This is a genomic window from Blautia sp. RTP21359st1_E11_RTP21359_211015 (genome assembly GCF_040910705.1).
Classification (GTDB): Bacteria; Bacillota; Clostridia; order Lachnospirales; family Lachnospiraceae; genus Blautia_A; species Blautia_A fusiformis.
On sequence record NZ_JBDGAB010000061.1, the window covers coordinates 1 to 22,573 of the forward strand.

General features: G+C 38.5%; 27 protein-coding genes. 22 read left to right on the forward strand and 5 right to left on the reverse strand.

Annotated features, from left to right (window positions below):
* The coding region (locus AB5026_RS16025; RefSeq protein WP_368213826.1) for a hypothetical protein at positions 1-546 on the forward strand (546 nt) is incomplete at its 5' end.
* Here AB5026_RS16025 and AB5026_RS16030 read toward each other — a convergent pair.
* Positions 543-1,484, reverse strand: coding sequence for a hypothetical protein (locus AB5026_RS16030; protein WP_368213828.1), 942 nt, complete (start codon positions 1,482-1,484; stop codon positions 543-545). The genes AB5026_RS16025 and AB5026_RS16030 overlap by 4 nt on opposite strands.
* Positions 1,485-1,933: 449 nt before the next feature.
* Between AB5026_RS16030 and AB5026_RS16035 the strand changes: the two genes are divergently transcribed.
* Both AB5026_RS16035 and AB5026_RS16040 read left to right on the forward strand, forming a co-directional pair.
* Positions 1,934-2,341: a hypothetical protein gene (locus AB5026_RS16035; protein ID WP_173723082.1), complete on the forward strand. Its 408-nt coding sequence runs from the start codon at positions 1,934-1,936 to the stop codon at positions 2,339-2,341.
* A 93-nt stretch (positions 2,342-2,434) separates the two neighbouring features.
* Complete coding sequence (locus tag AB5026_RS16040; protein WP_368213830.1) at positions 2,435-3,253, forward strand: hypothetical protein; 819 nt, start codon at positions 2,435-2,437, stop codon at positions 3,251-3,253.
* Positions 3,254-3,312: 59 nt separating this feature from the next.
* On the opposite strand, the gene AB5026_RS16045 is transcribed toward AB5026_RS16040, so the two are convergent.
* Entirely contained in the window at positions 3,313-3,570 is a 258-nt protein-coding gene (locus AB5026_RS16045; protein WP_173723078.1) for a DUF6809 family protein, read from the reverse strand.
* 114 nt (positions 3,571-3,684) lie between these two features.
* On the opposite strand from AB5026_RS16045, the gene AB5026_RS16050 reads away from it, so the two are divergent.
* Entirely contained in the window at positions 3,685-3,903 is a 219-nt protein-coding gene (locus tag AB5026_RS16050) for a helix-turn-helix transcriptional regulator (RefSeq protein WP_173723076.1), read from the forward strand.
* Positions 3,904-4,476: 573 nt separating this feature from the next.
* On the opposite strand, the gene AB5026_RS16055 is transcribed toward AB5026_RS16050, so the two are convergent.
* Positions 4,477-5,169 (reverse strand): recombinase family protein, encoded by a 693-nt coding sequence (locus AB5026_RS16055; protein WP_173723074.1) that lies wholly within the window; start codon positions 5,167-5,169, stop codon positions 4,477-4,479.
* A 1,295-nt stretch (positions 5,170-6,464) separates the two neighbouring features.
* Between AB5026_RS16055 and AB5026_RS16060 the strand changes: the two genes are divergently transcribed.
* The gene (locus AB5026_RS16060) at positions 6,465-8,027 is read left to right on the forward strand and encodes a sodium:alanine symporter family protein (protein WP_178687698.1); all 1,563 of its coding nucleotides are present in this window, start codon (positions 6,465-6,467) and stop codon (positions 8,025-8,027) included.
* Positions 8,028-8,127: 100 nt separating this feature from the next.
* Positions 8,128-9,705: a glutamine-hydrolyzing GMP synthase gene (gene guaA / locus AB5026_RS16065; RefSeq protein WP_021652384.1), complete on the forward strand. Its 1,578-nt coding sequence runs from the start codon at positions 8,128-8,130 to the stop codon at positions 9,703-9,705.
* A 191-nt stretch (positions 9,706-9,896) separates the two neighbouring features.
* Here the strand turns inward: guaA and AB5026_RS16070 are convergent, their stop codons facing one another.
* The gene (locus tag AB5026_RS16070) at positions 9,897-10,421 is read right to left on the reverse strand and encodes a helix-turn-helix domain-containing protein (RefSeq protein ID WP_117598407.1); all 525 of its coding nucleotides are present in this window, start codon (positions 10,419-10,421) and stop codon (positions 9,897-9,899) included.
* Positions 10,422-10,654: 233 nt separating this feature from the next.
* On the opposite strand from AB5026_RS16070, the gene AB5026_RS16075 reads away from it, so the two are divergent.
* The 11 genes from AB5026_RS16075 to AB5026_RS16125 all read left to right on the forward strand — a co-directional run bounded on the left by AB5026_RS16075 (position 10,655) and on the right by AB5026_RS16125 (position 17,654).
* Positions 10,655-10,837 carry a DNA-binding protein gene (locus AB5026_RS16075; protein WP_368213833.1) on the forward strand — a complete coding sequence of 61 codons (183 nt, stop codon included), beginning with the start codon at positions 10,655-10,657 and terminating at the stop codon, positions 10,835-10,837.
* A 17-nt stretch (positions 10,838-10,854) separates the two neighbouring features.
* Complete coding sequence (locus tag AB5026_RS16080; RefSeq protein ID WP_368213834.1) at positions 10,855-11,955, forward strand: tyrosine-type recombinase/integrase; 1,101 nt, start codon at positions 10,855-10,857, stop codon at positions 11,953-11,955.
* On the forward strand, positions 11,933-12,256 hold the full coding sequence (locus tag AB5026_RS16085; RefSeq protein WP_173745643.1) for a mobilization protein: 324 nt from the start codon (positions 11,933-11,935) through the stop codon (positions 12,254-12,256). Before AB5026_RS16080 ends, AB5026_RS16085 begins: the two co-directional genes overlap by 23 nt.
* Positions 12,253-13,407, forward strand: a complete 1,155-nt coding sequence (locus tag AB5026_RS16090) for an AAA family ATPase (RefSeq protein WP_173745642.1) — start codon at positions 12,253-12,255, stop codon at positions 13,405-13,407. The genes AB5026_RS16085 and AB5026_RS16090 overlap by 4 nt, the downstream gene beginning before the upstream one ends.
* Positions 13,408-13,498: 91 nt before the next feature.
* On the forward strand, positions 13,499-13,741 hold the full coding sequence (locus tag AB5026_RS16095; RefSeq protein ID WP_173745641.1) for a complexin-2: 243 nt from the start codon (positions 13,499-13,501) through the stop codon (positions 13,739-13,741).
* 175 nt (positions 13,742-13,916) lie between these two features.
* Positions 13,917-14,144, forward strand: a complete 228-nt coding sequence (locus tag AB5026_RS16100; RefSeq protein WP_173745640.1) for a DUF5348 domain-containing protein — start codon at positions 13,917-13,919, stop codon at positions 14,142-14,144.
* Positions 14,145-14,456: 312 nt separating this feature from the next.
* Positions 14,457-15,302 carry a MobA/MobL family protein gene (locus AB5026_RS16105; RefSeq protein ID WP_256137097.1) on the forward strand — a complete coding sequence of 282 codons (846 nt, stop codon included), beginning with the start codon at positions 14,457-14,459 and terminating at the stop codon, positions 15,300-15,302.
* Positions 15,303-15,350: 48 nt separating this feature from the next.
* Complete coding sequence (locus AB5026_RS16110) at positions 15,351-15,983, forward strand: hypothetical protein (RefSeq protein WP_368213837.1); 633 nt, start codon at positions 15,351-15,353, stop codon at positions 15,981-15,983.
* A gap of 10 nt (positions 15,984-15,993) precedes the next feature.
* Positions 15,994-16,371, forward strand: a complete 378-nt coding sequence (locus AB5026_RS16115) for a TnpV protein (protein ID WP_173745639.1) — start codon at positions 15,994-15,996, stop codon at positions 16,369-16,371.
* An 89-nt stretch (positions 16,372-16,460) separates the two neighbouring features.
* Positions 16,461-16,676 carry a helix-turn-helix transcriptional regulator gene (locus AB5026_RS16120; protein WP_173745638.1) on the forward strand — a complete coding sequence of 72 codons (216 nt, stop codon included), beginning with the start codon at positions 16,461-16,463 and terminating at the stop codon, positions 16,674-16,676.
* The gene (locus tag AB5026_RS16125) at positions 16,677-17,654 is read left to right on the forward strand and encodes a DNA methyltransferase (RefSeq protein ID WP_173745637.1); all 978 of its coding nucleotides are present in this window, start codon (positions 16,677-16,679) and stop codon (positions 17,652-17,654) included. It begins immediately after the preceding gene.
* Here AB5026_RS16125 and AB5026_RS16130 read toward each other — a convergent pair.
* The gene (locus tag AB5026_RS16130; RefSeq protein WP_173745636.1) at positions 17,646-18,527 is read right to left on the reverse strand and encodes a hypothetical protein; all 882 of its coding nucleotides are present in this window, start codon (positions 18,525-18,527) and stop codon (positions 17,646-17,648) included. The two genes, AB5026_RS16125 and AB5026_RS16130, sit on opposite strands and share 9 nt — an antisense overlap.
* A gap of 227 nt (positions 18,528-18,754) precedes the next feature.
* Here AB5026_RS16130 and AB5026_RS16135 point away from each other — a divergent pair, with 227 nt between their 5' ends.
* The 5 genes from AB5026_RS16135 (at position 18,755) to AB5026_RS16155 (ending at position 22,339) form a co-directional block, all read left to right on the forward strand.
* Positions 18,755-19,918 (forward strand): DUF262 domain-containing protein, encoded by a 1,164-nt coding sequence (locus tag AB5026_RS16135; protein WP_173745635.1) that lies wholly within the window; start codon positions 18,755-18,757, stop codon positions 19,916-19,918.
* A gap of 18 nt (positions 19,919-19,936) precedes the next feature.
* Positions 19,937-20,236: a hypothetical protein gene (locus AB5026_RS16140; protein WP_173745634.1), complete on the forward strand. Its 300-nt coding sequence runs from the start codon at positions 19,937-19,939 to the stop codon at positions 20,234-20,236.
* Positions 20,226-21,338 (forward strand): LPO_1073/Vpar_1526 family protein, encoded by a 1,113-nt coding sequence (locus AB5026_RS16145; RefSeq protein WP_173745633.1) that lies wholly within the window; start codon positions 20,226-20,228, stop codon positions 21,336-21,338. Before AB5026_RS16140 ends, AB5026_RS16145 begins: the two co-directional genes overlap by 11 nt.
* A 562-nt stretch (positions 21,339-21,900) precedes the next feature.
* Positions 21,901-22,128 carry a DNA-binding protein gene (locus tag AB5026_RS16150; protein ID WP_173745632.1) on the forward strand — a complete coding sequence of 76 codons (228 nt, stop codon included), beginning with the start codon at positions 21,901-21,903 and terminating at the stop codon, positions 22,126-22,128.
* On the forward strand, positions 22,121-22,339 hold the full coding sequence (locus AB5026_RS16155; protein ID WP_008705328.1) for a hypothetical protein: 219 nt from the start codon (positions 22,121-22,123) through the stop codon (positions 22,337-22,339). Before AB5026_RS16150 ends, AB5026_RS16155 begins: the two co-directional genes overlap by 8 nt.
* The last annotated feature ends 234 nt before the right edge of the window (positions 22,340-22,573 follow it).

Below are 22,573 nucleotides of genomic sequence, written 5' to 3' on the forward strand. Positions count from 1 at the left end.
CTTGAGGACATATTCGGTAAGGATGGTCTTGGACAATCTGATTTCTTCAAAGATAAAACGGATGAAGAGCTTGAGAACTTCTGGGATTATCTCCAGGACAACAACTATAATCCTAAGCAGATGAAGTGGAATGAGGAAACCACTAAGAAAAACTTCGAGGCAGCACAGGAAGCTAAGAAGAAAACTCCAGAGGAATCTGTCACATTCGCTTCTAAGTTTAAGAATGCAGCAGAAGATACTGCTACTGACATTGATACTGTAACAGATAACTTCCAGTCTGACATGAAGAATATCCAGTCTGCTATGGAATCCGTAACAAACGGTACATTCCAGAATTCTGATATGGCAGATCTGATCCAGCAATTCCCGGAATTAAGTAATGCCAGTGGTGACTTGAAGGATAATCTTCAGGATCTTGCCATGAATAAAGGTGCTGAGGCTATTGGTAAGATCAGGGATTCTGTAAAGGATGTTACGGACCCGAAGCAGTTAGCACAGGCGGATAAATATGTTCAGAGTATCATGGATACGATGGAGCAGGATTAATCGTCCTGCTCTGATTTGAAATAGGGTACTTCATTATGAGTGGACGACAATTCATTCCAAATAGGAGCTTTATCTAAGATGTAATAATGTTTTTTTAAATCAGTGTATAATTGGCATAAGGCATCAAAAGAGAGTGCTGTTAATTTGGAAATATCAGATGTCGTGAAGCGTGAAAAATAAAAAGCAGTATAAGCGTTTATAGCTTCGGAGAAATTGTTGATGATGTCTAAGTCTTTTTCATCTGGTAAATTATTATTTTCTTGATAAAAAAACAAAAGTTTATTTAAGAGGTTTAGTCCGATATAAAAAATTTTAAAACCATTGAATATACCATCATTTTTGTCATTGAAAGAGATATAAATATTTGAGGTCTCACAAGTTAAGGATTTTAATATATTTTCTTTCTTTAAGTAATAAACATCATCTTTTAAGGAGTTCATTTTATCTAATATAGAAAGGCGTGTCCATTTGGGAACAGTGTTTAATAAAGATAAATCTAAACCATCAAGGAGATATTCAAAATCTTCGCAATTGTTGATAAAATTGGAATATATATTCTGTATAAAGAGAGACAAATCTCTATGTTCTTTGTATGTTTTTGAGGCAGAGTATCGCTCTTTAATAGAGGCAGTAAATTTATTTAATACACTATCAAATTTCTTTAGGTCTTCAATATACGGCTCATAAAATTCTAAAAACTTTTCCTCGGCAGCTTGGATGTCAACGTCCAATATTAGAGAGTATAATTTTACGATGTCAGTTGAGTCTACTTTCTTCAGTCTTCGTGTTTCAACTTGAGACAACCAGGTTCGTCCTTTACCCATAGCTAACGAAAGCCGTTCTTTTGATATCACTTTTCCGTTTTGGGGATGATTTTTCCGTAACTGAGTAAGCTCTGAAGCCAGTTCAATAGTATTATCTACTTTAAAATTTTTCATGATTGTGCACCATCCTTTCCTATATAATGTAACACATAAAAAATAAAACTGCAACTAAAAAATGTTGCGATTAATAATAATACAATAAAAGCAACTGAAATATATAAATAAATGTTGAAAAAATATTGACGAAGTAAGATGGGTATGATATAGTACATATGTAACAAACAAACAGGCCTCAGAGGCAAACCCTGAGACCTGTTTATATCGGAAGAAATGGTAGCACATTCTTTCCGAGCTAGGACAAATTCACGAATGAATCAGTGCCTATACATCTTATCAAATGTAGTATAGCATTTTCTTCATTTCGTGACAAGTCTGTTAATGTACCTTGACAATTAAGCTATATAGGACATGGGTATAAGAATATGTCTGCCACTGAAAACGGGTGATGGAGTCACATACTGGTTTGTTTCTTATACTCGAAAGTCAGAAAAGGAGACAAAAAAATGAGTTGTTTAAACAACAATGATGTGAGAAAGCTCCCAGCTTTTTCAGAAGAGCACTTTGAAGGAATCAAATGGTTGGCCACAAGCATGTTTCTCATGGGTAGAAGACTTGCTGGGGAAGATGCTGCAGCGGCGAAAGGCAGTGGTAGATTCACCACAGAAAATGATGAAAAATGTAGAGAAATATTTGACATCATTGGGAAGAAATATGGTGTAGCAATAAAGCAGGTAGAAAGCTACATAAAAATTGCGATGAACCATATGCTGTCAGGTGAAGATGGAGATTTGAAGTTAGCTATTTTGGAAGCGTTGTACGGAGAAAATCCTACTGTAGAAGAATTTCTTGCTTTTATGTATGTAGTAGTTCAAAAAGATTTGAAAGAAGATTTGAAAAAAACAGCTTCGTAAAGAGAAAGTCAGATTTAGAGGAAGCGATAGTATCAAATGTCGCTTCCTCTAACAAAGTGAATATTTATATACATAAGTATAGGAAGGATAACGATGAAAAAAGACAGAAAAAATAGTAGAGCTTATGCAAAAATCTTTGAAGAATGGAATAAGAACAGAACACCGTTGACATTAAATGGAGAAGACTTCACATATATTCCAGAACCAGGAGAAGAATTCAGACAATGCTATTTAGCTGATACGAAAAAGAACAGGCAGCAGCGGTTCTATAAGGCAAGACATGGATTGCCTAAAAACTGGTGGGTGTCTGACCAAGGTACGATTGTCCGAGTAATGGGAAGTAAGAAAGCTGGGTATCGTGTAGCGTTATATTATGGACAGGGCGGTCCGCGTTTGCAGGTTAGAATCAAAAAAGATGCCTATCCACGAGAAGCGATTGTTGGATTGGTATTTGCGGATAAGTTACCATATATTGACGAGAAGGCTGCTGAATGTATAGAGAAAAAAGGTCTGAAAGCATTCAGGAAAAACCGGGACAGAATGGGTGTGGAAGTACATCATTGTTCGAGCTATGTTCCATTTAATACCAGGGCAGAAGCGATGAGAAATTTAAAAGTAAACTGCAATCCTAAAAATATGCGTTTCTTATTATCCAAAATGCACGATATGTTGGACTACTTACAGCCGAATATGAGGCGGTTATACGCAGGAACAGAAACACCAGAAGATATTTTGGCACTTAGCGAAGCTGCTGATCGTGCGGGTATTGGTAATGAGGTGTATGTTATTATGCCAGGAAGAAGTGTCCGGCAGGGTGATATTGTAACTGGAGAAGCTATTACAAGGGATGCAAATCGGCTTGCGTATGAGTGGATGAGATCAGGTATTATAGTAGCGAATAGAATACATTAGAATATGTACAGAAGAATGGAAAAAAAGAGAGTGGACAGTATAAAAGCTGTCCGCTTTTTTTATTTCCCGAACACTTCACACATCATCTTCACTCCAAGACAGAAGCCGTTTCTGAAATTCTGCTCCAACTCGTCTGCCAGAAGATTAAGGTTCTCATCCATGACCTGATCCAGAGCGGTTGCCTGATCTTCTGTGAGTTGTTTTTTAAGAACATGATAACCATGTAAAGCCTGATCCTTATGCATACGGTACTTGTCCAGGGCGTCCAGTGTGGCTGCACTTACATGTGAGTTGTAAAGCTGATCTATGATATCCATGATTCTGTGATCCTCCTTGGAATGTAACATTTTTACTACATTATAGTTATTTTAATGACTATAGTCAACAATAAGACTATCCCGTATTCTGAAATATAGAAGGGAGAGGTCGCGTTGATAGTTTATAGTCCATTCTGGGATACACTAAAGAAATCATCAGAATCCACATATACGCTTATTAACAGGTATCATGTGTCAAGTGCTACCATTGATAAACTGCGGAAAAATAAGCCAGTGAACACAACAACATTAAATGATCTCTGCCGGATTTTGAACTGTGAGATACAGGATGTTTGTAAGTATGTTCCATCAGACACAGACCAGAGCTTATAGAGGTGAATACGAGAGAAGATGATCGTGATTTTTTAATGAGTTTTGATGGAATGCGAAATTTTTTTGCAAGCCTTAGAGAGTGCAAAAATTTCGCAAATGATGATTTTCTCGTATGTAGTAAAGGATTTCTGCGGATATTTTGTAGTAACATGACGGAAACTTACAGCGGATAAACAGACAAACCAGCAGGACTTCAACACTGCCTGCGCGCGTACGATAACAACATTTCAAGTGCCTCCGCAACACTGTTTATTCCAGATACAACCAGTAATTTTCTAGGTCGTAAGCAGTATTTCATCCAAACCTGGATACTCCTGAATATCCAACATACAGCTCATTTTTTCTGAGCTTGAGCCATAACATAATCGATAACAAAAAATGCCTGGACAACCGTAATAAGCTGTCCAGGCATTTCGTTTCTTTGTATCTTTGTAGTGATTCATGAGGCAGCATCCGTGCAGGTAAGAAGCAAATCACACTGTATGGCTCAAATCTGGTCGCTGCATCTCCTGGCCTACACTTACTTCTTTGACTGCTTCGAAAATAGAGGCTTATTTCTCCTGTACGTTCGATTTAAGCAACAGTATTTGACAGTAGTTCTTTCTTATACTTGTAGAACGTTTTTCTGGTGATCCCTGCCTGTCGAATTGTCTCGATATCATTCAGTGATCCACCGAAGGCTTTGTTATGTTTCAGGATTATCTCTTTCGCGGCCACGGACTTTTTTGTAACCAGGTGTGTTCCGGGCTTCTGGCCGATCTGCTTACCTGCCAACCTAGCCGTCTCGATTCCCTCTGCGGTTCTTTGGTGTAAGTCCTGTACTTCCTTCTCAGCCTGTTCGAATGCAAGCCTGATCTGCTCCTTGGCCAATGCCAGAAGGTACTTATTCACGCCATCCAGGATAAAATCCACGTTGGTTCCTGTGGCCGGAATACCGCCCTGTAAAGCCCTCTTGTACGTGTCTGTGTTGATGTGTGGCTCTTTCAGGAACACCAGGTTAATACCCTGGTTGAAAAGTTCCTGATATAGGAGAAAGCCTTCCTCTGCATTACGGGACATTCGGCTGACGGAATCAAAGATGATCGTATCACCAGATTTGACGGTCCGTAAAAGTTTATCCAACTCCTTCCTCCCCTGGAATTTCGTCCCGGTGAATACTTCTTTAATCATGTGTGCATGTGGATGTTCGGCAAGAATGTTTCTCACCTGTCTGTCGATATTCTGCTTCGGTGTACTGATTCTGGCATAGCCGTATTCTTTACTCATGTTTTCTTCCTCCTGTGGTGGTATTTCTGACGAACGTTATTTTTACCACTGCATCTACATCGCCAACCTGGGATGTTGACACCGATTTTACTACTAATTTCGTATACGTCAGATTTACTACTTTTTCTAATCTTATTGTACTGGATAGAATCGTGGAAAATCGTTTATTTTGCATCTTTTTTTGTATTTATCCCGGGGTGCTTTCAACTGGAAAAAGGGCTTGTTTTTTCTGGATATTCTTAAGCTGGTTGATGTCTACACAGAATGAAGAAATGATAGTAAAATGTGTGAGAATTTAGTTGACAGTTGGAGAAAAAACAGATAAAGTTTTATTAAAATATAAAAGGATTATACTATATAATCAGGAAGTCTAAATTAACAAAATCTGATAAAACCCTTTGTGACTTCAGAATTTAGCATGAATGGAAGCCGATGTGCGACTCTTAATCAGGGTGTCCAGGGTTCGAACCCCTGAAGACGCACTAAAGGCACTGTTTTTGCAGATATAGAGCTGCGGGGACGGTGTTTTTTTGTTGTGTTTATTCGGGTTTCAGGGGGGATAAGGATATCTGGGCGTGAAGTGATGCGGAGTAAATGGACCGAGATGAAAATGTCGATCATCAGATAGAATCAGAATGTCTAATATAGACACCATGATTATAGGTATAGATCCTTTTGAATAAAGAAAGGATGGTATACTATGGGAGTTTGTAAGAAGATAAAAAGGAGGGCCGGGTCTTGGAAGGGACCCGGCAGAGTATGAAAAGAAAAATAAGTAATGATCTATAAGATGAAAAAGCTTTGTGCTTTATTTGATTACTAATATACCGTCAAAATGTGATGGAACTGTGAGAAGCGTTTTAAAAATTTGTGAGGAAAGTCTAAATATCTTATAAAGTCTGATAAACTGCGAAGCAGTTATTCGGTGTAGAGCCGCGTAGCGAAGCGGATTGCGAATATCCGCTTGACTCGAATCAAGTAAGTCCCCTGCGGGGGGTGCGAAAAGCAATAGCAGTCGGTGGGGCTTGTAAGAATAGAAAATTCTGAAATTTGTACAAAAATAGTGAAAATAAATAAGACTTTTTTAAGCCGATACGGTATAATAAACCATAGCATAAAAATCCGGAGGGGAAATGAATGAGGATGGATGTGGTACACATGTTATATGAACAGGTGCGGAAATTTTTCTGAGGGGTATAAATGAATATATCTATATTTTATGTCCAGCGGAAAATGTAATATCCGGAAAGATGGTTCAATTCTGAGGTATTCAGATGAAAAGGGAGGAGATGGCTATGGAGAAAGTGTTTGAGGCGATCAATGGAGTGTTCAGCTTTATCGGTCCACTGTCTGATTTTCTGTGGGAGTTCCCCACGAATTTTGACTGGTACAGCAGTATCCCGATTCTGGGAAATATATCCTTTGCGATCATATTACTTCTTGGGTCCGGGATTTTTTTCAGTTTCAGGATCGGTTTTATGCAGGTGACTTACTTTAAAAAAGGAATCCGAACCATGACGGAGAAACGTGTTGTGGAAACAGGAATTTCGCCGCTTGCATCGTTTTTCCTGAGTTCAGCTATGCGTGTAGGACCGGGAAATATCCTGGGCGTAACAGGTGCTATTGCAGTGGGTGGACCGGGGGCCCTATTCTGGATGTGGATATCTGCGTTTTTCGGGATGGCAGTTGCATACATGGAGGGTGTCCTTGCTCAGATTTTCAAGGAGAAGAAGGACGATGAGTTCGTAGGAGGTCTTCCTTTTTATGGGAGAAAGCTTCTTGGAAATAAGGTATGGATCGGTGTTTTTCTTTCGGTATTGTATATTCTGTATGCGCTTTGCTGTCTACCGGCACAGGGCTTTAACGTTGTTTCATCAGTAGGACGCATGGCAGAGATCGTAACCGGAAAAACCATTCCAAGCGGATCAGCCTTCTATTATATAGTAGGTACGCTGATCGTAATCCTCACAGCAGCTATCGCATTTGGCGGAATCAAAAAAGTATCCAGATGGACAGATATGATGGTGCCGGTGATGGCGGTGCTCTATATGGTAGTAGTGTTACTTCTTATCATATTGAATTTTACCCGTATTCCGTATTTCTTCGGAAGTGTGTTTGCAGGAGCCTTTAAGCCGGATGCATTTTTTGGAGGTGTTTTTGGAACGGTTCTTGCACAGGGCGTAAAACGAGGCCTGATGTCCAATGAGGCTGGTCAGGGAACGATTACCATGTCAGCGGCAGCAGCTGACGCAAAGCATCCATGTGAGCAGGGTGTGATCGCTTCTTTGGGAGTTTTTCTTGATACCATTGTGATCTGTACACTTACCGGATTTGTGGTAGTTATGGCACATTGCTGGACAGGAGCAGATGCGGAAAGCTGGCAGGCTCTTGATAAACTTCCCAAATATACGGAGTCCATTGCTGTGCTGACTCCGGGAACTGCAATGAACGGGATCGTTACATTTCTTGTAACCTTATGTTTCTGCCTGTTTGCATTTACCTGTCTGCTTGGAATGATTAGCTTTTCGGAAATCGCAGCCAACCGTATCCGCAAGGATAAGATCTGTATTAATTTTGTACGCTGTATCGGTCTTTTTGTTGCCGCATTTGGTATCCTCTGTAATATCGCAGGACTGGAGCTTGGAAATCTCTGGGCATTTTCTGATCTTGGAAATATTCTGATCGTATTTTTCAACGTACCGATCGTTTATGTCGGTGCGAAATATGTTTTCCGGGCGACCAGACATTATAAGAAGAATGACGGTACTCCGTTTACATCGGAGGTAATTGGAAGAAATGACTGCGCTTACTGGGATGAGCAGGCAAAAAAAGCAGTGAAAAATTTTTCCGGAAAATAAAAATTCCGGCGGGAGATAAAATTAGCATTGTAAAAGTGCATGTACTCATTTATAATGAGTAACAGATTCTAAAGATGTTATAAATAACAGGAGGAAAGCCTTGAAAAGAGAATTAGTTATTGTCATTGATTTTGGCGGTCAGTACAATCAGCTGGTTGCAAGACGTGTCAGAGAATGCAATGTATATTGCGAAATTTATTCTTACAAGACAGATCTTGAGAAGATTAAAGCGATGAATCCTAAGGGAATCATCCTTACCGGCGGACCAAACAGCTGCTATGAGGCAGATTCACCGACTTACCAGAAGGAATTATTTGAGCTTGGTATTCCGGTACTTGGACTTTGCTATGGAGCACAGCTTATGATGCATGTCCTTGGCGGAAAAGTTGAGAAGGCAGATGTCAGCGAATACGGTAAGACAGAGCTTCTCATCGATAAGAAAGATTCCAGGATCTTCAAAAATGTATCCGACAAAACAATCTGCTGGATGAGCCATACAGACTATATTTCCCAGACTGCACCGGGATTTGAGATCGCTGCACATACTGCAGACTGTCCGGTAGCAACTGCACAGAATGAAGAGAAGAAACTGTATGCGATCCAGTTCCATCCGGAAGTACTGCACACAGTAGAAGGAAAGACAATGCTGTCCAACTTCGTACTTGGTGTCTGCGAATGTGCCGGAGACTGGAAGATGGATGCCTTTGTTGAACATACGATCAAAGAGATCCGCGAGAAAGTCGGTGATGGAAAAGTTCTCCTTGCCCTGTCAGGTGGTGTAGATTCCTCCGTGGCAGCAGGACTTCTTTCCAGAGCGATCGGCAAGCAGCTTACCTGCGTATTTGTAGATCATGGCCTTCTTCGTAAGGATGAAGGTGATGAGGTTGAAGGTGTATTCGGACCGAATGGTCAGTTTGACCTGAACTTTATTCGCGTGAACGCACAGCAGAGATATTACGACAAGCTTGCCGGCGTTACAGAGCCTGAGGCGAAACGTAAGATCATCGGTGAGGAATTTATCCGTATCTTCGAGGAAGAAGCCAAGAAGATCGGCGCTGTAGATTTCCTTGCACAGGGAACCATTTATCCGGACGTTGTAGAGAGCGGTCTCGGCGGAGAATCCGCAGTGATCAAATCCCATCACAACGTAGGAGGTCTTCCGGATTTCGTTGATTTCAAAGAAATCATTGAGCCGCTTCGTGACCTGTTCAAAGATGAGGTCCGTAAAGCCGGCCTTGAGCTTGGAATTCCGGAAAGACTGGTATTCCGTCAGCCATTCCCGGGCCCGGGACTTGGAATCCGTATCATCGGTGAAGTCACCGAGGAAAAAGTACGCATCGTACAGGATGCAGACTACATCTACCGTGAAGAAGTCGACAATGCAGCCGCCGACTACAAAAAAGAACACGGAGAAGATCCGTCCTGGATGCCGAACCAGTACTTTGCAGCCCTTACAAATATGCGAAGCGTAGGTGTAATGGGAGACTTCAGAACATACGATTATGCAGTGGCGCTCCGCGCCGTTAAGACCATTGACTTCATGACTGCGGAGTCTGCTGAGATTCCTTATGCAGTACTTAATAAGGTGATGAACCGTATTATTAATGAAGTTAAGGGCGTAAACCGCGTATTCTATGATCTTACTAGTAAGCCGCCTGGAACGATTGAGTTCGAATAATCCACGCAATCATAGAAACCCAGTATTCATGCGGGTTACAAACAAATTTGTTTAGTGATTGGCAACAAAATGGCAACATTTTGTGATTATTCAAGAGATATAAATTTTATTTCATAACGTATATAAAGAAACCTTACTGATTTTCAGAAGTAAAAAACTGAATATCGGTAAGGTTTTTCTATTTTCTTCTTTTATTTTTCTTTTTTAGTCAATTCTTTTACGAGGTAATCACTCAGTTCCTGAGATGGTACCTTGGCACGTTTCTGGTAAGTATCCAGTTCCGGGTACTTATATCTCCATTCATCATATTCTTCCTTGCTGATTTCACCGTTTTTCAGTTTGTCAGCCTGTTCCATCCATGAACGAAGCATTTCATCGACAGATGAGCCGGGAGTAGATATGGAAGAGTCAAGGCAGAGATTAGGCTGCCCATCTACATTTTTTACCTTTAGACCATACATATCTTCCAGTGCAAATAGTGTATGCATCAGACCTATGTGAGTATCAATATCTGGAACTGTTAAGGCATGAGTATTGATATCAAAGATCTGAGACATTTGTTTTACAAGATCAATCTTAGGAACTCTGGCTTCAGATTCATACTGAGCCATGCGGACATCTGAGGTTTTTCCCATGAATCCCAGTTGTTCTCCGAGTTGCTTTTGTGTCATGCCTTTGCGGTTGCGAAAAAATTTGATACGTTGTCCGATTGCCATTCTTGTTTGCCTCCTTATAGTGGTCATTCGTGTTGCCGTAATTAATTGTGATAGAAAATAAAACAATTCTGTTTAGGTTCAGTATAGCATGAGCAATTTCGGATAGCAAGAAGAACTTAAACAAAAGAATTTAATATTCGCATAGAATCACTTGACTTAAATTAAAATGTTTAGTATCATGCAAATGTAACAACTTAAACAAATTACGTTAAGATAGAAAGGAGAGATGCGATGTGATGAACAGAACTTTTATGACCGTAGAAGAAGTTGCAGCGGAACTGGGAGTTTCCAAGTCTTATGCTTATAAGATTGTCAAACAGCTAAATGAAGAATTACAGAGGCTGGGTTATCTTACGGTAGCTGGCAGAGTAAACACCAATTATTTCCGTAAAAAAGTATGTTACAGCGAAGTGTAAGAGAGAGGAGAATTTGTATGAGTATTTACAAAGATAATGTCACTGGGAAGTGGCGAGTGGTTTATCGGTATACCGACGGGACAGGGAAAACGAAACAGACTTCAAAACGAGGATTTCCTACGAAGCGAGAAGCGCAGATGTGGGAACACGAACAAATGTTAAAGCATGATGCAAAACTGGATATGACTTTCGCAAGTTTTTATGAAATTTATGTAGAAGATAAAAAGGAACGAATCCGGGATAACACATGGGGAACTAAGAATAATATTGCCAGAACAAAAATTCTTCCATACTTTGGGGAGAGAAAGATTGCAGAAATTGAACCAAAAGATGTGATTGCATGGCAGAATCATTTGCTTGCATTTAAGAGAGCGAATGGAAAAGGGTATTCTGCTTCATATCTGCGGAAAATCCACAGCCAGTTAAGTGCCATTTTCAATCATGCAGTTGATTTTTATCATTTGCTTTCTAATCCGGCACAGAAAGTTGGAAATATAGCAATAGAGGAATATAAGGAAATGTTGTTCTGGACGAAAGAAGAGTATTTGAAATTTGCAGATGTGATGATGGATAAACCAGTTTCTTACTACGCTTTTGAAATGCTTTACTGGTGTGGTATCCGTGAAGGAGAGTTGCTTGCCCTGACACCAGCGGATTTTGACTTTACAACGCATACACTGCGAATTAACAAATCATATCAAAGATTAAACCGGGAAGATGTGATTACCCCACCAAAGACATTTAAAAGTAACAGATTTATCAAGATGCCACAATTTATATGTGATGAGATGCAGGATTATATGGGAATGCTTTACGGTCTGAAGGAAGACGAAAGAATTTTCACGATTTCCAAATCTTATCTGCATCATGAAATGAGCAGAGGATCAAAAGTGTCTGGGGTAAAGCGAATTCGTGTGCATGATTTGCGACATTCCCATGTATCGTTATTGATCAATATGGGATTTACGGTATTGGCAATCGCAGACCGAATGGGACATGAGAGCATTGATATCACTTACCGATATGCACATTTGTTTCCAAGTGAGCAAGCACAGATGGCAGAACAGTTGGATATTGAAAGGATGGAAAAATCAAATGGAGAAGAATCTGGACAGTAAAGGAAGATGGAGAAACAAAATCGTAGCATTCCGGGTATCACCGGAAGAAGCAGAGCAAATTGATGCATGTGTCCGAGTGTCAGGACTTAGCAAGCAGGACTATATCACAAAACGATTAACTGATCGGGAAATTGTGGTACAGGGAAATCCAAGAGTGTATAAAGCATTGCGAAATCAGATGGCAGAGATTTATGAAGAATTGAAACATCTGGAAAAATGCAGTGAGGAAAACGAAGAGTTGCTGAGTACCCTGAGATTGGTTGCAGAGACATTGTATGGATTGAAAGGGGAAAATGAATGACAGCAAAAGAAAAAATGACTGCTCCGATTGCATCTGTTAGCGCAGATGTGGAACAGCCATCAAGTAATAAATTAACCAACCAAAGTATAGCAGATTTGCCCGGCAAGGGCAATCTGCAAGCCACAAATAATGCGGAAAATACAGCAAAATCAGCAAATAAAAATAACCCAGATAATCTGGAAACCGTTTCCATGATGGAATTATACGACACCGCATATCCACCAAAACTGCCGATTATAGATGGGCTTCTGTATAACGGAACTTACCTGTTTGTTGGTTCGCCGAAAATTGGGAAATCATTCTTTATGGCACAGATTGGGTATCACATCAGTAAAGGATTTCCATTGTGGGGATTTTCAGTCAGACAGGGAACGGTTCTCTATCTGGCACTGGAAGATGATTATGCAAGATTACAAAAGCGATTATCACAGATGTTTGGAATGGAAGGCAGTGAGAATTTTTATTTCGCTACAAAATCAAAATCGCTCAATGACGGACTGGAAAGACAGCTTGTAACATTTGTGACGGAGCATAAAGATGCAAGACTGATTATCATTGATACTCTTCAGAAGGTTCGAGAGGTCGGTGGAGATAAATTCAGTTATGCCAGCGATTACGAGATTGTAACAAAGCTGAAAGCATTCAGTGATAAATATGGCATCTGTTTTCTGGTTGTGCATCATACAAGGAAAATGGAATCTTCCGATAGTTTTGATATGATTTCTGGCACGAATGGATTGCTTGGAGCTGCGGATGGAGCATTCGTCATGCAGAAAGAAAAACGGACAGATAATAAGGCAGTTCTGGAAGTGGCAGGGCGTGACCAGCAGGATCAGAAACTGTGGTTGAATTTTAATCGGGAGAGATGTGTCTGGGAACTTACCAAGACAGAAACAGAACTTTGGAAAGAATCAGAAGATCCAGTGTTGGAAAAAATCAAAGAACTTGTAACAGAAACTATGCCAGAGTGGGTAGGAACAGCAACAGAGCTTGTGGAAGTATTGCAGGTGGAAATGCAGCCGAACGCATTATCACGAAAATTAAATGTCAGCCTGGAACGATTGATTCTGGAATATGGAATCCAGTATAAAGCGGAGCGGGGACATGATGGAAGAAAGATCAGATTAGCCTTTGTTGGAAAACAAGCGTGACGATATGTGACGGTTGTGACGGTATTTTATATAGCGTGTCGGTAGTGAAAATATCGTCACTATCGTCACGACTGTCACGGAAAGGAGAAACATGGAAAGAAAATCACAGGTACAGATATCCAAAGATTTATTACTGGCATTGTTCCAGTACCATCTTGCCGGGAACGAGGAATATCTGCCGGAGATAGAAAAAGCATTGATGGAAAAATTAGACAGTATGGTAAAACGTCAGTTATATACAACATTCAAAACAGCACCAACCGAGGAAGAACGGGAAAAGGCAAGACAAGAATATTTGGATAAGTGCGGAATGCATAAAGATTTTCGATGGTAAAGGTTCTGCTTGATTACCTAATGACAGGAGCGTGGCACGCACCTGTAGATAGCAAACAGAGAGAAAGCCGGTAAGGTGCAGTCGGGAGTTGGCTGGCGAGGCAAAGAGATTTTCAAAAGGGGGCCCTGATTCAGGGCGCCCTTGCAGGAACGATAAATGAAGGGAGAATGACACCATGAGAGAAGGAAGATTAGGTTACAACAGTTATAACAAAAGATATGGATTATTGTCCTCAGACTTATGGATTGATCCAGGATTTCACTGCGGAGAATGTCTGGAAGTTCTAGTTGATAATCAGTGGGTAAAGACACGAATGGAAATGAATCTGGCGAGAGAATGGTATTTGGTTGGAACACCATATTGTGGAGATCTGGAGTATGTACGGGCAAGGATACCGGAATAAAGCAGACAGGAAGAGTAATAGTCGGTTTGTTGTTAGTGAAAAAATAAGCCCGGATACGGGAAGAAAAAGAGGACGGATACGCCCAAAATGAAAAGTGAAAGCCAAGTTGTGGTAGATGTAAGAAGCATCTCACAAAGCCCTCGGCGTTTGAGAGCGAAATACACCCATCGCACAAACTTCGTTTATGCTCTGTGTATTTCGCCCTGCCGGGAGCTAATATAGCCGGAAACGGCAGTTAGTTCGTAAACGGATGCCGATGCATCCACTCACAAATGAAATGGCGGAATTTATTTTGCCGAAGACAAGGAGGGAGTGCCGATCGGAAGAAATTCATTTATTCAAATGACAAAACTAAGCAATGTAAAAGGCAGAATCACTTATATATCCAGTCATGCAAAACAGGAAAATCTCTATGCAGTTTATGAAACTACAGAACGGAAATTCTGGCGGGAACTTGCAAAATGTAATCAGGAAGAATTTACAAAAAGTGGAACAGAAGGAAAATGTATTGAGGCAAGAGAACTGATCATTGCTTTGCCAGAGAGTTTTACAGAATTTCAGCCGGATAGATTGCTACAGCTTTTTACAAATCATTTTAAGCAGAATTATGGAATGGAGTGTATCGCTGCTTTGCACCACAATAAAAGAAAGACCAATTATCACATTCATTTGATATTTGCAGAACGGAAACTACTGGATGAACCAATCATTAAGATTGCCAGCAGAAATATGTTTTATGATGAAAATGGAAAACATGTCCGAACCAAAAAAGAGATATTAGGAGAAGATGGTGAGATCCGGAAAGGCTGCAGTATCATAAAAAAAGGTGAAGTATATGAGAAAAAATTGTTTACAGTGAAAGAGGAACGCTTCAAGAGCAATTCATTTCTGGATGAGGTAAAGCATTCTTATACAGATTTAATCAATATTTATGTGCAGGACGAGAGCCAGAAGGTGCAGGTATTTGAGCGTGGCAGTGTGTATCTTGCAACAAAGAAAATTGGAAAAAATAATTCGAAAGCACAGGAAATAGAAGAGGATAACCAAAAACGCTGGGAATGGAACAGAGCTGTTGATATGGCATTGATTAGTGGAGTGCCGGAACCGAAGATAATGGAAGTGAAGCGGAAAGAAATCACGGAGCCAATCAGGAAATGAATTGCTCGGCGTGGAAACAGACCACAATTATTTTCCAGAGTTGTAACAGTGGCTGTTGAGACATTGGAGTTTTTGATAGCAAGTGTGCTGTTTAAGAAACCCAGGGAAGTGCCAAAACAGACAGAGCAAACGGAAACAGAACACCCAGAGCATGTTGCTGAAAATAGCACAGCAGCAGTCAAGACAACAAAAGAAGAAAAGGCAGAACCGGAACAACCTAAAATGACGAGGCTTGCATCAAAGTATCCGAAACTATTTAAAGTGAATAAAGAACTGGAAGATCAAAACGGTGCAATTCAACAGAAACAAAAACAGCTTTCTGCAAAGAAGAAAGAACTGTCAGAAGTCACGGGATGGTTTAAAGGAAGAAAGAAAAAAGAATTGCAGAAAGAAATTGATGAACTGAAAAGCCAGATTAGAGATATGAAAGATTATCTTCCAAGGATTGTGCAGAAAACCGGATATAGAAGTGTACAGGATTTTTTAAAGGATTTTAAGGTTTCTCAAACTGAGTATAGTCAGTATCGAACTGCAATAGAAAAATGGAAGAAAGAAACAGGAAAAGAGCCAGTAGCACATGGTATTAGGGCGAAGCTGGCAGAAAAGAAACAAGAAATACAGAATGAACAGAAAAATAAACAGCATACCCGTAGTCAGAACAAAGATCGAGGAGCAAGATAGGAGGACAATCATGGAGAAACACATTATGGGAGAAAATGGAATCAGTTATACTTTAGGAGAGGACGGTCTGTACTATCCAGACCTGTACCTCCCGGAAGGGTCAGAGTATCCGATTGGAAAGTATGGAATGCTGAGAAAGTTATATTTGCAGGAGCATCGGAAGGGATTATATCTGGAGTTGGTACTTGCTGGGAAGTTAAATGAGCATCTGCATCAGACTGACGAGGAATGTAATCAGATGATGGACAGATTAGTGGAGCAGATGAAAGAAAAGCAAGGCGTGACGGAAGAATTGAAGATGCAGGATCAGATGGCATGGGTTGGGAGAATGAATAATATCCGGGCTTGTGTGGAGGAGATTGTTCAATATACAATGGTATTTGTATAAGATAAAATATGCTAAAATCGATATAAAAGTATTGCAAATGCAATACTTTTATATTAAAATTTAGAGAGAATTAGAGAGGGGGAAAAGAAATGTCTTTTTCATATAAGCCTTTGTGGAAATTGTTAATTGATTATGATATGAGCAAGAAAGATTTAATGAAAGCGACCGATATATCAAAATCTACTATGGATAAAATGGGAAGAGGAGAACAAGTGTCAATGGAAATCATAGATCGACTTTGCAATTATTTTGAATGTAAAGTTGAAAATGTTATTCAGCATTGTTGCGATAAGGAGGATAGATAAGTGGAACAAACGGATATTAATAATATTCATTTATATTGTAGCGATGCAATGAAAGTGTATGATAAATGGAAAAGCCCAGTGGCTATAATTTGTGATGGCCCCTATGGTGTGAATGGATTTCCAGGAGATTTAGTTTCATATAATGGTTTAGCTGAATGGTATGAACCACACATAAAAAAGTGGAGTGAATTTTCAACACCACTTACTACGTTATGGTTTTGGTGTACGGAAGTGGGCTGGGCAACTGTTCATCCGGTATTAGAAAAATACGGATGGGAATATGTTTCGTGTTGCGTATGGGATAAAGGAATGAGTCATGTCGCAGGAAATACAAATACAAAAACTATTAGGCATTTACCTGTTGTGACAGAAGTTTGTGTTCAATATGTAAAACGTCCAATTTTTACAGTAGGTGAAAAGAAAATGAGTATGAAAGAGTGGCTTCGTTATGAATGGTTACGTACAGGATTACCATTATCGAGAACTAATGAAGCTTGTGGAGTTAAAAACGCAGCAACAAGGAAATATTTTACAAAATGTCATTTGTGGTACATGCCACCAGCGGAGGCGTTTGAAAAAATTGCATTGTATGCGAATGAATTTGGTGATGAAAAAGAAAAACCCTATTTTTCTATAAACGGAAAAACCCCTATAACTAAAAATGAGTGGGCACAAATGAGATCAAAGTTTTATTGTCCTATTGGAGTGACAAATGTATGGCAAGTTCCACAACTGAGAGGAAGCGAACGTTTGAAAATTAATCAAAAAGCTGTACACTTGAATCAGAAACCATTAGAATTGATTAAACGTACAATAGAAATGGTTTCTGATATCAATGATGTGATTTGGGATCCATTTGCTGGTTTATGTACAACAGCAGTTGCCTCAGCTGAATTAGGACGCACCTGTTTTGGTGCTGAAATAAATCCAGATGTATATAGTATTGGCATAAAACGAATTAAAAGTAGTTTACAGTAGTGTTTTTAGTGCATATTCTAATTTCGCTTCATCTTTTGATGAAAATATATTACTCCATTGTTTGATTGTCATACCATGAAAATCTGTATTTAATACATGAGTTTTGAATTTTTCTATTTCTTTATGCTCTATACGGTCAATTTTAGCGTAATTAGTATCAAGCCTATATACAAATTGTCCGTATAGAGATCTTAAACGTTGCTGATATTCAGGTGTTGGACTATATTCTAACGCGCTTTCTCCCCATTTTTCGACAAATTCGATGGCTGATTTAACATCACATTTATCGGTTTGTAATTTATAACCATTGGTATTGGTTTGTTGTAAATTAGAAGTACGATTGGAAGTATCTTCGGGTTCAAAAACAAGATAATCAGGTGGTCTATGATAGTGAGCATCTCGTGCCTCTGCTACACTTTTTCCGCTAACTACTAGGACATCAATGATTTTGGGCTTGCCCCAAATAACATTTTCAGGTAGCCATGCGATTAATGCCATATCTATATTGTCCTGTGAGAAAATAGTTATACTATCTTTAAAACGAGCAGTAATTTCTGTTGCAAATGGGAACCAGGCTTTGATTTCAATGCCAGGATTGGGAGAGATAGTGTTGCTTTTAAAAAGAGCATCTGGAAAACCAGGGTCTTGTCTTATCCATTCTCCCATGTTGTTCCAATCATGCTTGTTTAATAAGTCCACAGTGGAAAATTCAATCATATTTCCGAGGAGAGGGGAGAGTTTTGAAATAACTTTAGCAAGCTGTTTTGCGTAGGCTAGTGATGTGGGACGTTTAATATCTAGCACATCAATTAAATGGCTGTCCAAAGAAGTTAATTCTTCTTTTGCAGCATTTAGAATATCACGGGTGTTCATTTCTGTGGCTCCTTTCGATAATTTATTGGTTTTAGTATATCATAATGAGCGGAATAAAAGATAGTACATATAATTTTAATTTGACTACATGTGATGGTTTTAATAATATATGTAATTAGCTCAAACAAATAGAACAAAAGTAGCAGCACTTGACAAATAGAAAATAAATTGATAAAATTTAAAAAAATTAAGTAGCTGCTAAAAAAAGCAGCTAGAAAGGAGACGAGATGAATATTAATAAACAATTGCTGGAGGCTGCGAATCTTAATCCAACAAAAAATAGTAGACAAGAATATATTTTTACATTATGTGAGTATATAGAAAAAAATGAATTAACATTGCCTTTATATCAAAGAGATGTTAGTTGGACATTAGCTAAATGTGTTGAATTGTTAAATTATCAGCTTTTAAGTAAATCTCCTATATCTGCTATCTCTATTAATATAATAAATAATACAGAAAAAGAATTTGCAGTACCACAAGTTTCCTTTATAGAAAGGGAATTGCTTTCTGAAACTGTAAGAGGGCAGATGTCCGTTGTAGATGGGCAACAGAGGTTAACGACAAATTATAAAGCATATTGCAATCATCCAGATTTAAAAAGTGTAGTGTTAGATTTAGGAAAGGGAGAATTTGTTATAAATGCGGAAGCATATCGGAAAAATCAGGTTCCGGTTGGTGTGCTTTTGAATAAAGATGATAATGAACTAATTACTTACACAGAGAAAAATAAAGCTTTAGCAGCGCCGATGGTAGTAAATGCGTTATTACAGATTAGAAATAAAATAAAGACTTATCAATATACAATTAATTTTGCAACGGATCTTACTGAGGATGAGCAGATTAACTGGTTTGAAGTCTTGAATAATGCGGGAAGTCGTGTAAGTATTATTCAAATGAGATTTTCTAAATTGAAAGCACATGGTATTGATGTGTATACACAATATACGCATGTATATCGTAATAAGGTACAGGAATATGGATATGATTTCTTTACACCGCAGAAGACAAATGTCTCATATTCAATTGCAGCATTAAATCCAGCGTATGAAGTGCTTGTTTCTGGTAAGCATTCGAATAATTTTGCACCTATTTCATCTGACACAAAAGAAAATCAGCTTTGTAACTTAGAGCCAGATAAATTAAAAGAATGTTTTGAAATGACATTAGAGGCTTTGGAAAGGGCTTTGAAGTTTATAGAAAATAATGATTTGGAAAAATATAATCGTTCTGATTATGTGAATTATCTTATTGGATATTTTGTGTTCCATAGAGAAGATATTTCAGATAAACAAAAGGAGGAGCTGATAAATTGGTATAATGGCGTTGAATTTACTAATAAATCAAATACTGCTAGGAGAAAGATTTACACGGAGCTGTTAAAGATATAAGGAAGAGGGACAAAATAAATGGAATGGTTTTTTGATGGTTTGGGTACTGAGTTGATTAGTATAATTATAGGTGTAATTTTGGGGGCGGTGACAGGAGGAACAATTGGTTATAAAATAGGGGTAAATAAGCAAAGTATGAAACAAAAACAGAAAGCTGGGACTGCTTCTAAACAGAAACAAATAGGCGAAAGTGATAAAACAATTGTATTAGATGAAAAAAATCTCAATGTTAATAATATTAAAATTAAGCAAGAACAAAAAGCAAAGGATGAGGCTTCTCAAACACAAATAGGGAGAGTTAATGTCAATGAGCGATAAACAAGTACAAAAGGCTGGAAACAATGCACAGCAGATGCAGGCTGAAATAATTAATATAACGAATGTTTCTGGTATAGATGAAAAGAGAGCACGCGAGATTTTTAATGAAATGTATGCTATAGCAAGAAAGGACTTTACGCAAGATGCCTATCAATGTGCAAACGAAAGAGTTGCAAAATTTGAAGAAGCACTTATGCCTAAAATGTTAAAAGTAGAAGGGGCATTACAAAAATTTTCTGATCCTTCATTTCAATTTCTTATAACAGAGGCACATAAAACAGCAGCATCAACAGAAAGGGAAGCAGATTATGACTTACTTTCGGAATTACTGTTACATAGAGTAAAAAAGGATAAGGATAGAAAAGTACGTGTGGGCATAAAAAAAGCAATAGAAATTGTTGATCAAGTAGATGATGATGCTTTATGTGCTTTGACTGTTGCGTATACGATAGAACGATTATTTCCAGCGACGGGATCAATCATACGAGGATTAAATATTTTAGAGAATGTATTTTCAAAATTGTGCTATACAAATTTGTGCCAAGGAAAAGAGTGGTTAGATCACTTAGAAATTTTAGATGCAGTGAGATTAGATCATATTAGTTCATTGAAAGATTTAGATTTATTTTATGCGGAACAATTAGATGGTTATGTATGCGTAGGAATAAAAAAAGAATCTGAGGATTATCAGAAAGCGTTATCTTTATTGAGTAGTGGCAATTTGCCAAGAGAATTGTTATGTGATCATGAATTATTAGAAGGGTATGTTAGACTGCCTGTTATTAATAAGAAACAAATAGGTTCCTTGAAATTAGTGAACAAACAAATATCTTCTGGAAAGTTAGTAGAACTACCTAGTGAAATTTCAAATGAACAACGAAGTATTCTTGAGCAAATATATGACTTATATGATAAGAATGAAGAACAGAAGAAAATGGTAACAGAGAACTTTTCTTTAGAATGGAAAAAAAGAGAAACACTCAGTTCATTACTAAAATGGTGGAATGATATTCCAATGGCATTTGACATAACTACTGTTGGAACTGTATTAGCCCATGCAAATGCACAAAGATGTGATAGCAGCATACCTCCGTTAGAATAAAATAAAGGTTGTCAAGTATTTCCCTAACAGTTATAATGAAATGGCAACAAATTGGCAACAGAAAATCAGCGAGCCAAAATAATATATGTAACAGAAATAAAATAACGGCAAAAAAGACATAAAACTTAAACAAATATATTTAAGAATATCTTTGGATTTGCCGAGTTTGAGTAGCGGACTAAATTGCGAAAAAGCCCATAAATAAAGGTTTTGCGGGCTGTCTGGATGTTCCGGTGGAGTGCAAATGGAGTTAAAAAATCTTTTTTTTCTTTTTTTTCTTTCCGGAGTTATCTGAGATTTTCGCAAAAGTAACTATGCTCAGAAAATATAATTAGTGTGAATATGAAGAACAGTTTGTTTTGATGGAAATATTTTCCGTCAGGGCAGACTGTTTTTTTATACACTTTTTCAATGATATTAACTCCATGGTTCAGCGATAACACATATGGAAACTGTAAAATTAAAATAATTTGCTAAATTTCGGAAAATGATGTCCGATTTTACATTTGCCAGTACAGAGTATATGAAGAGATAAATATTCAAAATACAGGAGGTACTTATTATGCAGAACAAATTATTTTTAAAGGCAGCCGATATATGTGAACTTCTGGAGGTAAAACAGACATCGGCTTATGAGATCATTGGCAATCTGAATAAGGAGCTGGAAGAACAGGGATATTTGACGCTTAGAGGAAAAGCTCCGACAAAGTATTTTGTGAAGCGTTTCTACGGAGTAGAAGATACTTGTGAGATTCCACAGGAAGAGGGAAAGGAATGGTTTCATGCGTAAGAGAAAAATGTATTTATCAGTAGAAGACATTGCAGAACTCTTTGGATTATCAGTTTCGTTTGCTTACCGGGTGGTGGAAAGAATGAATGCCGATCTGGAAAGCAAGAACTATTATGTTATTCTCGGACGGGTGCCAACCCGCTATGTAGAGGACAAGATCTATGGTCTGGAACATGTTGAGCAATATTTGAAGGAGGATAAAGCGATATGAGTATAGTGCAGGAAAAAATGTATATGGCGGCGTCCTCCCGTGGGCCGCCATGCCTTTAACTGCTGGGAATGACAGAAAGAAAGCAGCGGCCTTGATTTCTCAAAACCGCCACCAGTGAATATAAATTAAGCGTGAAAATGGGTCTGCCCAGCAGCGGTTTTTTTCTTTTCTGCCGCTGGGCAGATGTTTTTTCTTTAGATACATGATAAGAGGAATTTTTGAAGATTCCATAAA

Excerpts from the sequence above, each read along its gene's own strand:
- AB5026_RS16055 (WP_173723074.1), bottom strand. The coding sequence starts at position 5,169 with ATGAGTAAAGAATACGGCTATGCCAGAATCAGTACACCGAAGCAGAAT.
- AB5026_RS16135 (WP_173745635.1), top strand. The coding sequence starts at position 18,755 with ATGAATATTAATAAACAATTGCTGGAGGCTGCGAATCTTAATCCAACA.
- AB5026_RS16095 (WP_173745641.1), top strand. The coding sequence starts at position 13,499 with ATGGAAAGAAAATCACAGGTACAGATATCCAAAGATTTATTACTGGCA.
- AB5026_RS16070 (WP_117598407.1), bottom strand. The coding sequence starts at position 10,421 with ATGGCAATCGGACAACGTATCAAATTTTTTCGCAACCGCAAAGGCATG.
- AB5026_RS16145 (WP_173745633.1), top strand. The coding sequence starts at position 20,226 with ATGAGCGATAAACAAGTACAAAAGGCTGGAAACAATGCACAGCAGATG.
- AB5026_RS16115 (WP_173745639.1), top strand. The coding sequence starts at position 15,994 with ATGGAGAAACACATTATGGGAGAAAATGGAATCAGTTATACTTTAGGA.
- AB5026_RS16100 (WP_173745640.1), top strand. The coding sequence starts at position 13,917 with ATGAGAGAAGGAAGATTAGGTTACAACAGTTATAACAAAAGATATGGA.
- AB5026_RS16085 (WP_173745643.1), top strand. The coding sequence starts at position 11,933 with ATGGAGAAGAATCTGGACAGTAAAGGAAGATGGAGAAACAAAATCGTA.
- AB5026_RS16130 (WP_173745636.1), bottom strand. The coding sequence starts at position 18,527 with ATGAACACCCGTGATATTCTAAATGCTGCAAAAGAAGAATTAACTTCT.
- AB5026_RS16120 (WP_173745638.1), top strand. The coding sequence starts at position 16,461 with ATGTCTTTTTCATATAAGCCTTTGTGGAAATTGTTAATTGATTATGAT.
- AB5026_RS16080 (WP_368213834.1), top strand. The coding sequence starts at position 10,855 with ATGAGTATTTACAAAGATAATGTCACTGGGAAGTGGCGAGTGGTTTAT.
- AB5026_RS16040 (WP_368213830.1), top strand. The coding sequence starts at position 2,435 with ATGAAAAAAGACAGAAAAAATAGTAGAGCTTATGCAAAAATCTTTGAA.
- AB5026_RS16045 (WP_173723078.1), bottom strand. The coding sequence starts at position 3,570 with ATGGATATCATAGATCAGCTTTACAACTCACATGTAAGTGCAGCCACA.
- AB5026_RS16060 (WP_178687698.1), top strand. The coding sequence starts at position 6,465 with ATGGAGAAAGTGTTTGAGGCGATCAATGGAGTGTTCAGCTTTATCGGT.
- AB5026_RS16090 (WP_173745642.1), top strand. The coding sequence starts at position 12,253 with ATGACAGCAAAAGAAAAAATGACTGCTCCGATTGCATCTGTTAGCGCA.
- AB5026_RS16035 (WP_173723082.1), top strand. The coding sequence starts at position 1,934 with ATGAGTTGTTTAAACAACAATGATGTGAGAAAGCTCCCAGCTTTTTCA.
- AB5026_RS16030 (WP_368213828.1), bottom strand. The coding sequence starts at position 1,484 with ATGAAAAATTTTAAAGTAGATAATACTATTGAACTGGCTTCAGAGCTT.
- AB5026_RS16150 (WP_173745632.1), top strand. The coding sequence starts at position 21,901 with ATGCAGAACAAATTATTTTTAAAGGCAGCCGATATATGTGAACTTCTG.
- AB5026_RS16140 (WP_173745634.1), top strand. The coding sequence starts at position 19,937 with ATGGAATGGTTTTTTGATGGTTTGGGTACTGAGTTGATTAGTATAATT.
- AB5026_RS16155 (WP_008705328.1), top strand. The coding sequence starts at position 22,121 with ATGCGTAAGAGAAAAATGTATTTATCAGTAGAAGACATTGCAGAACTC.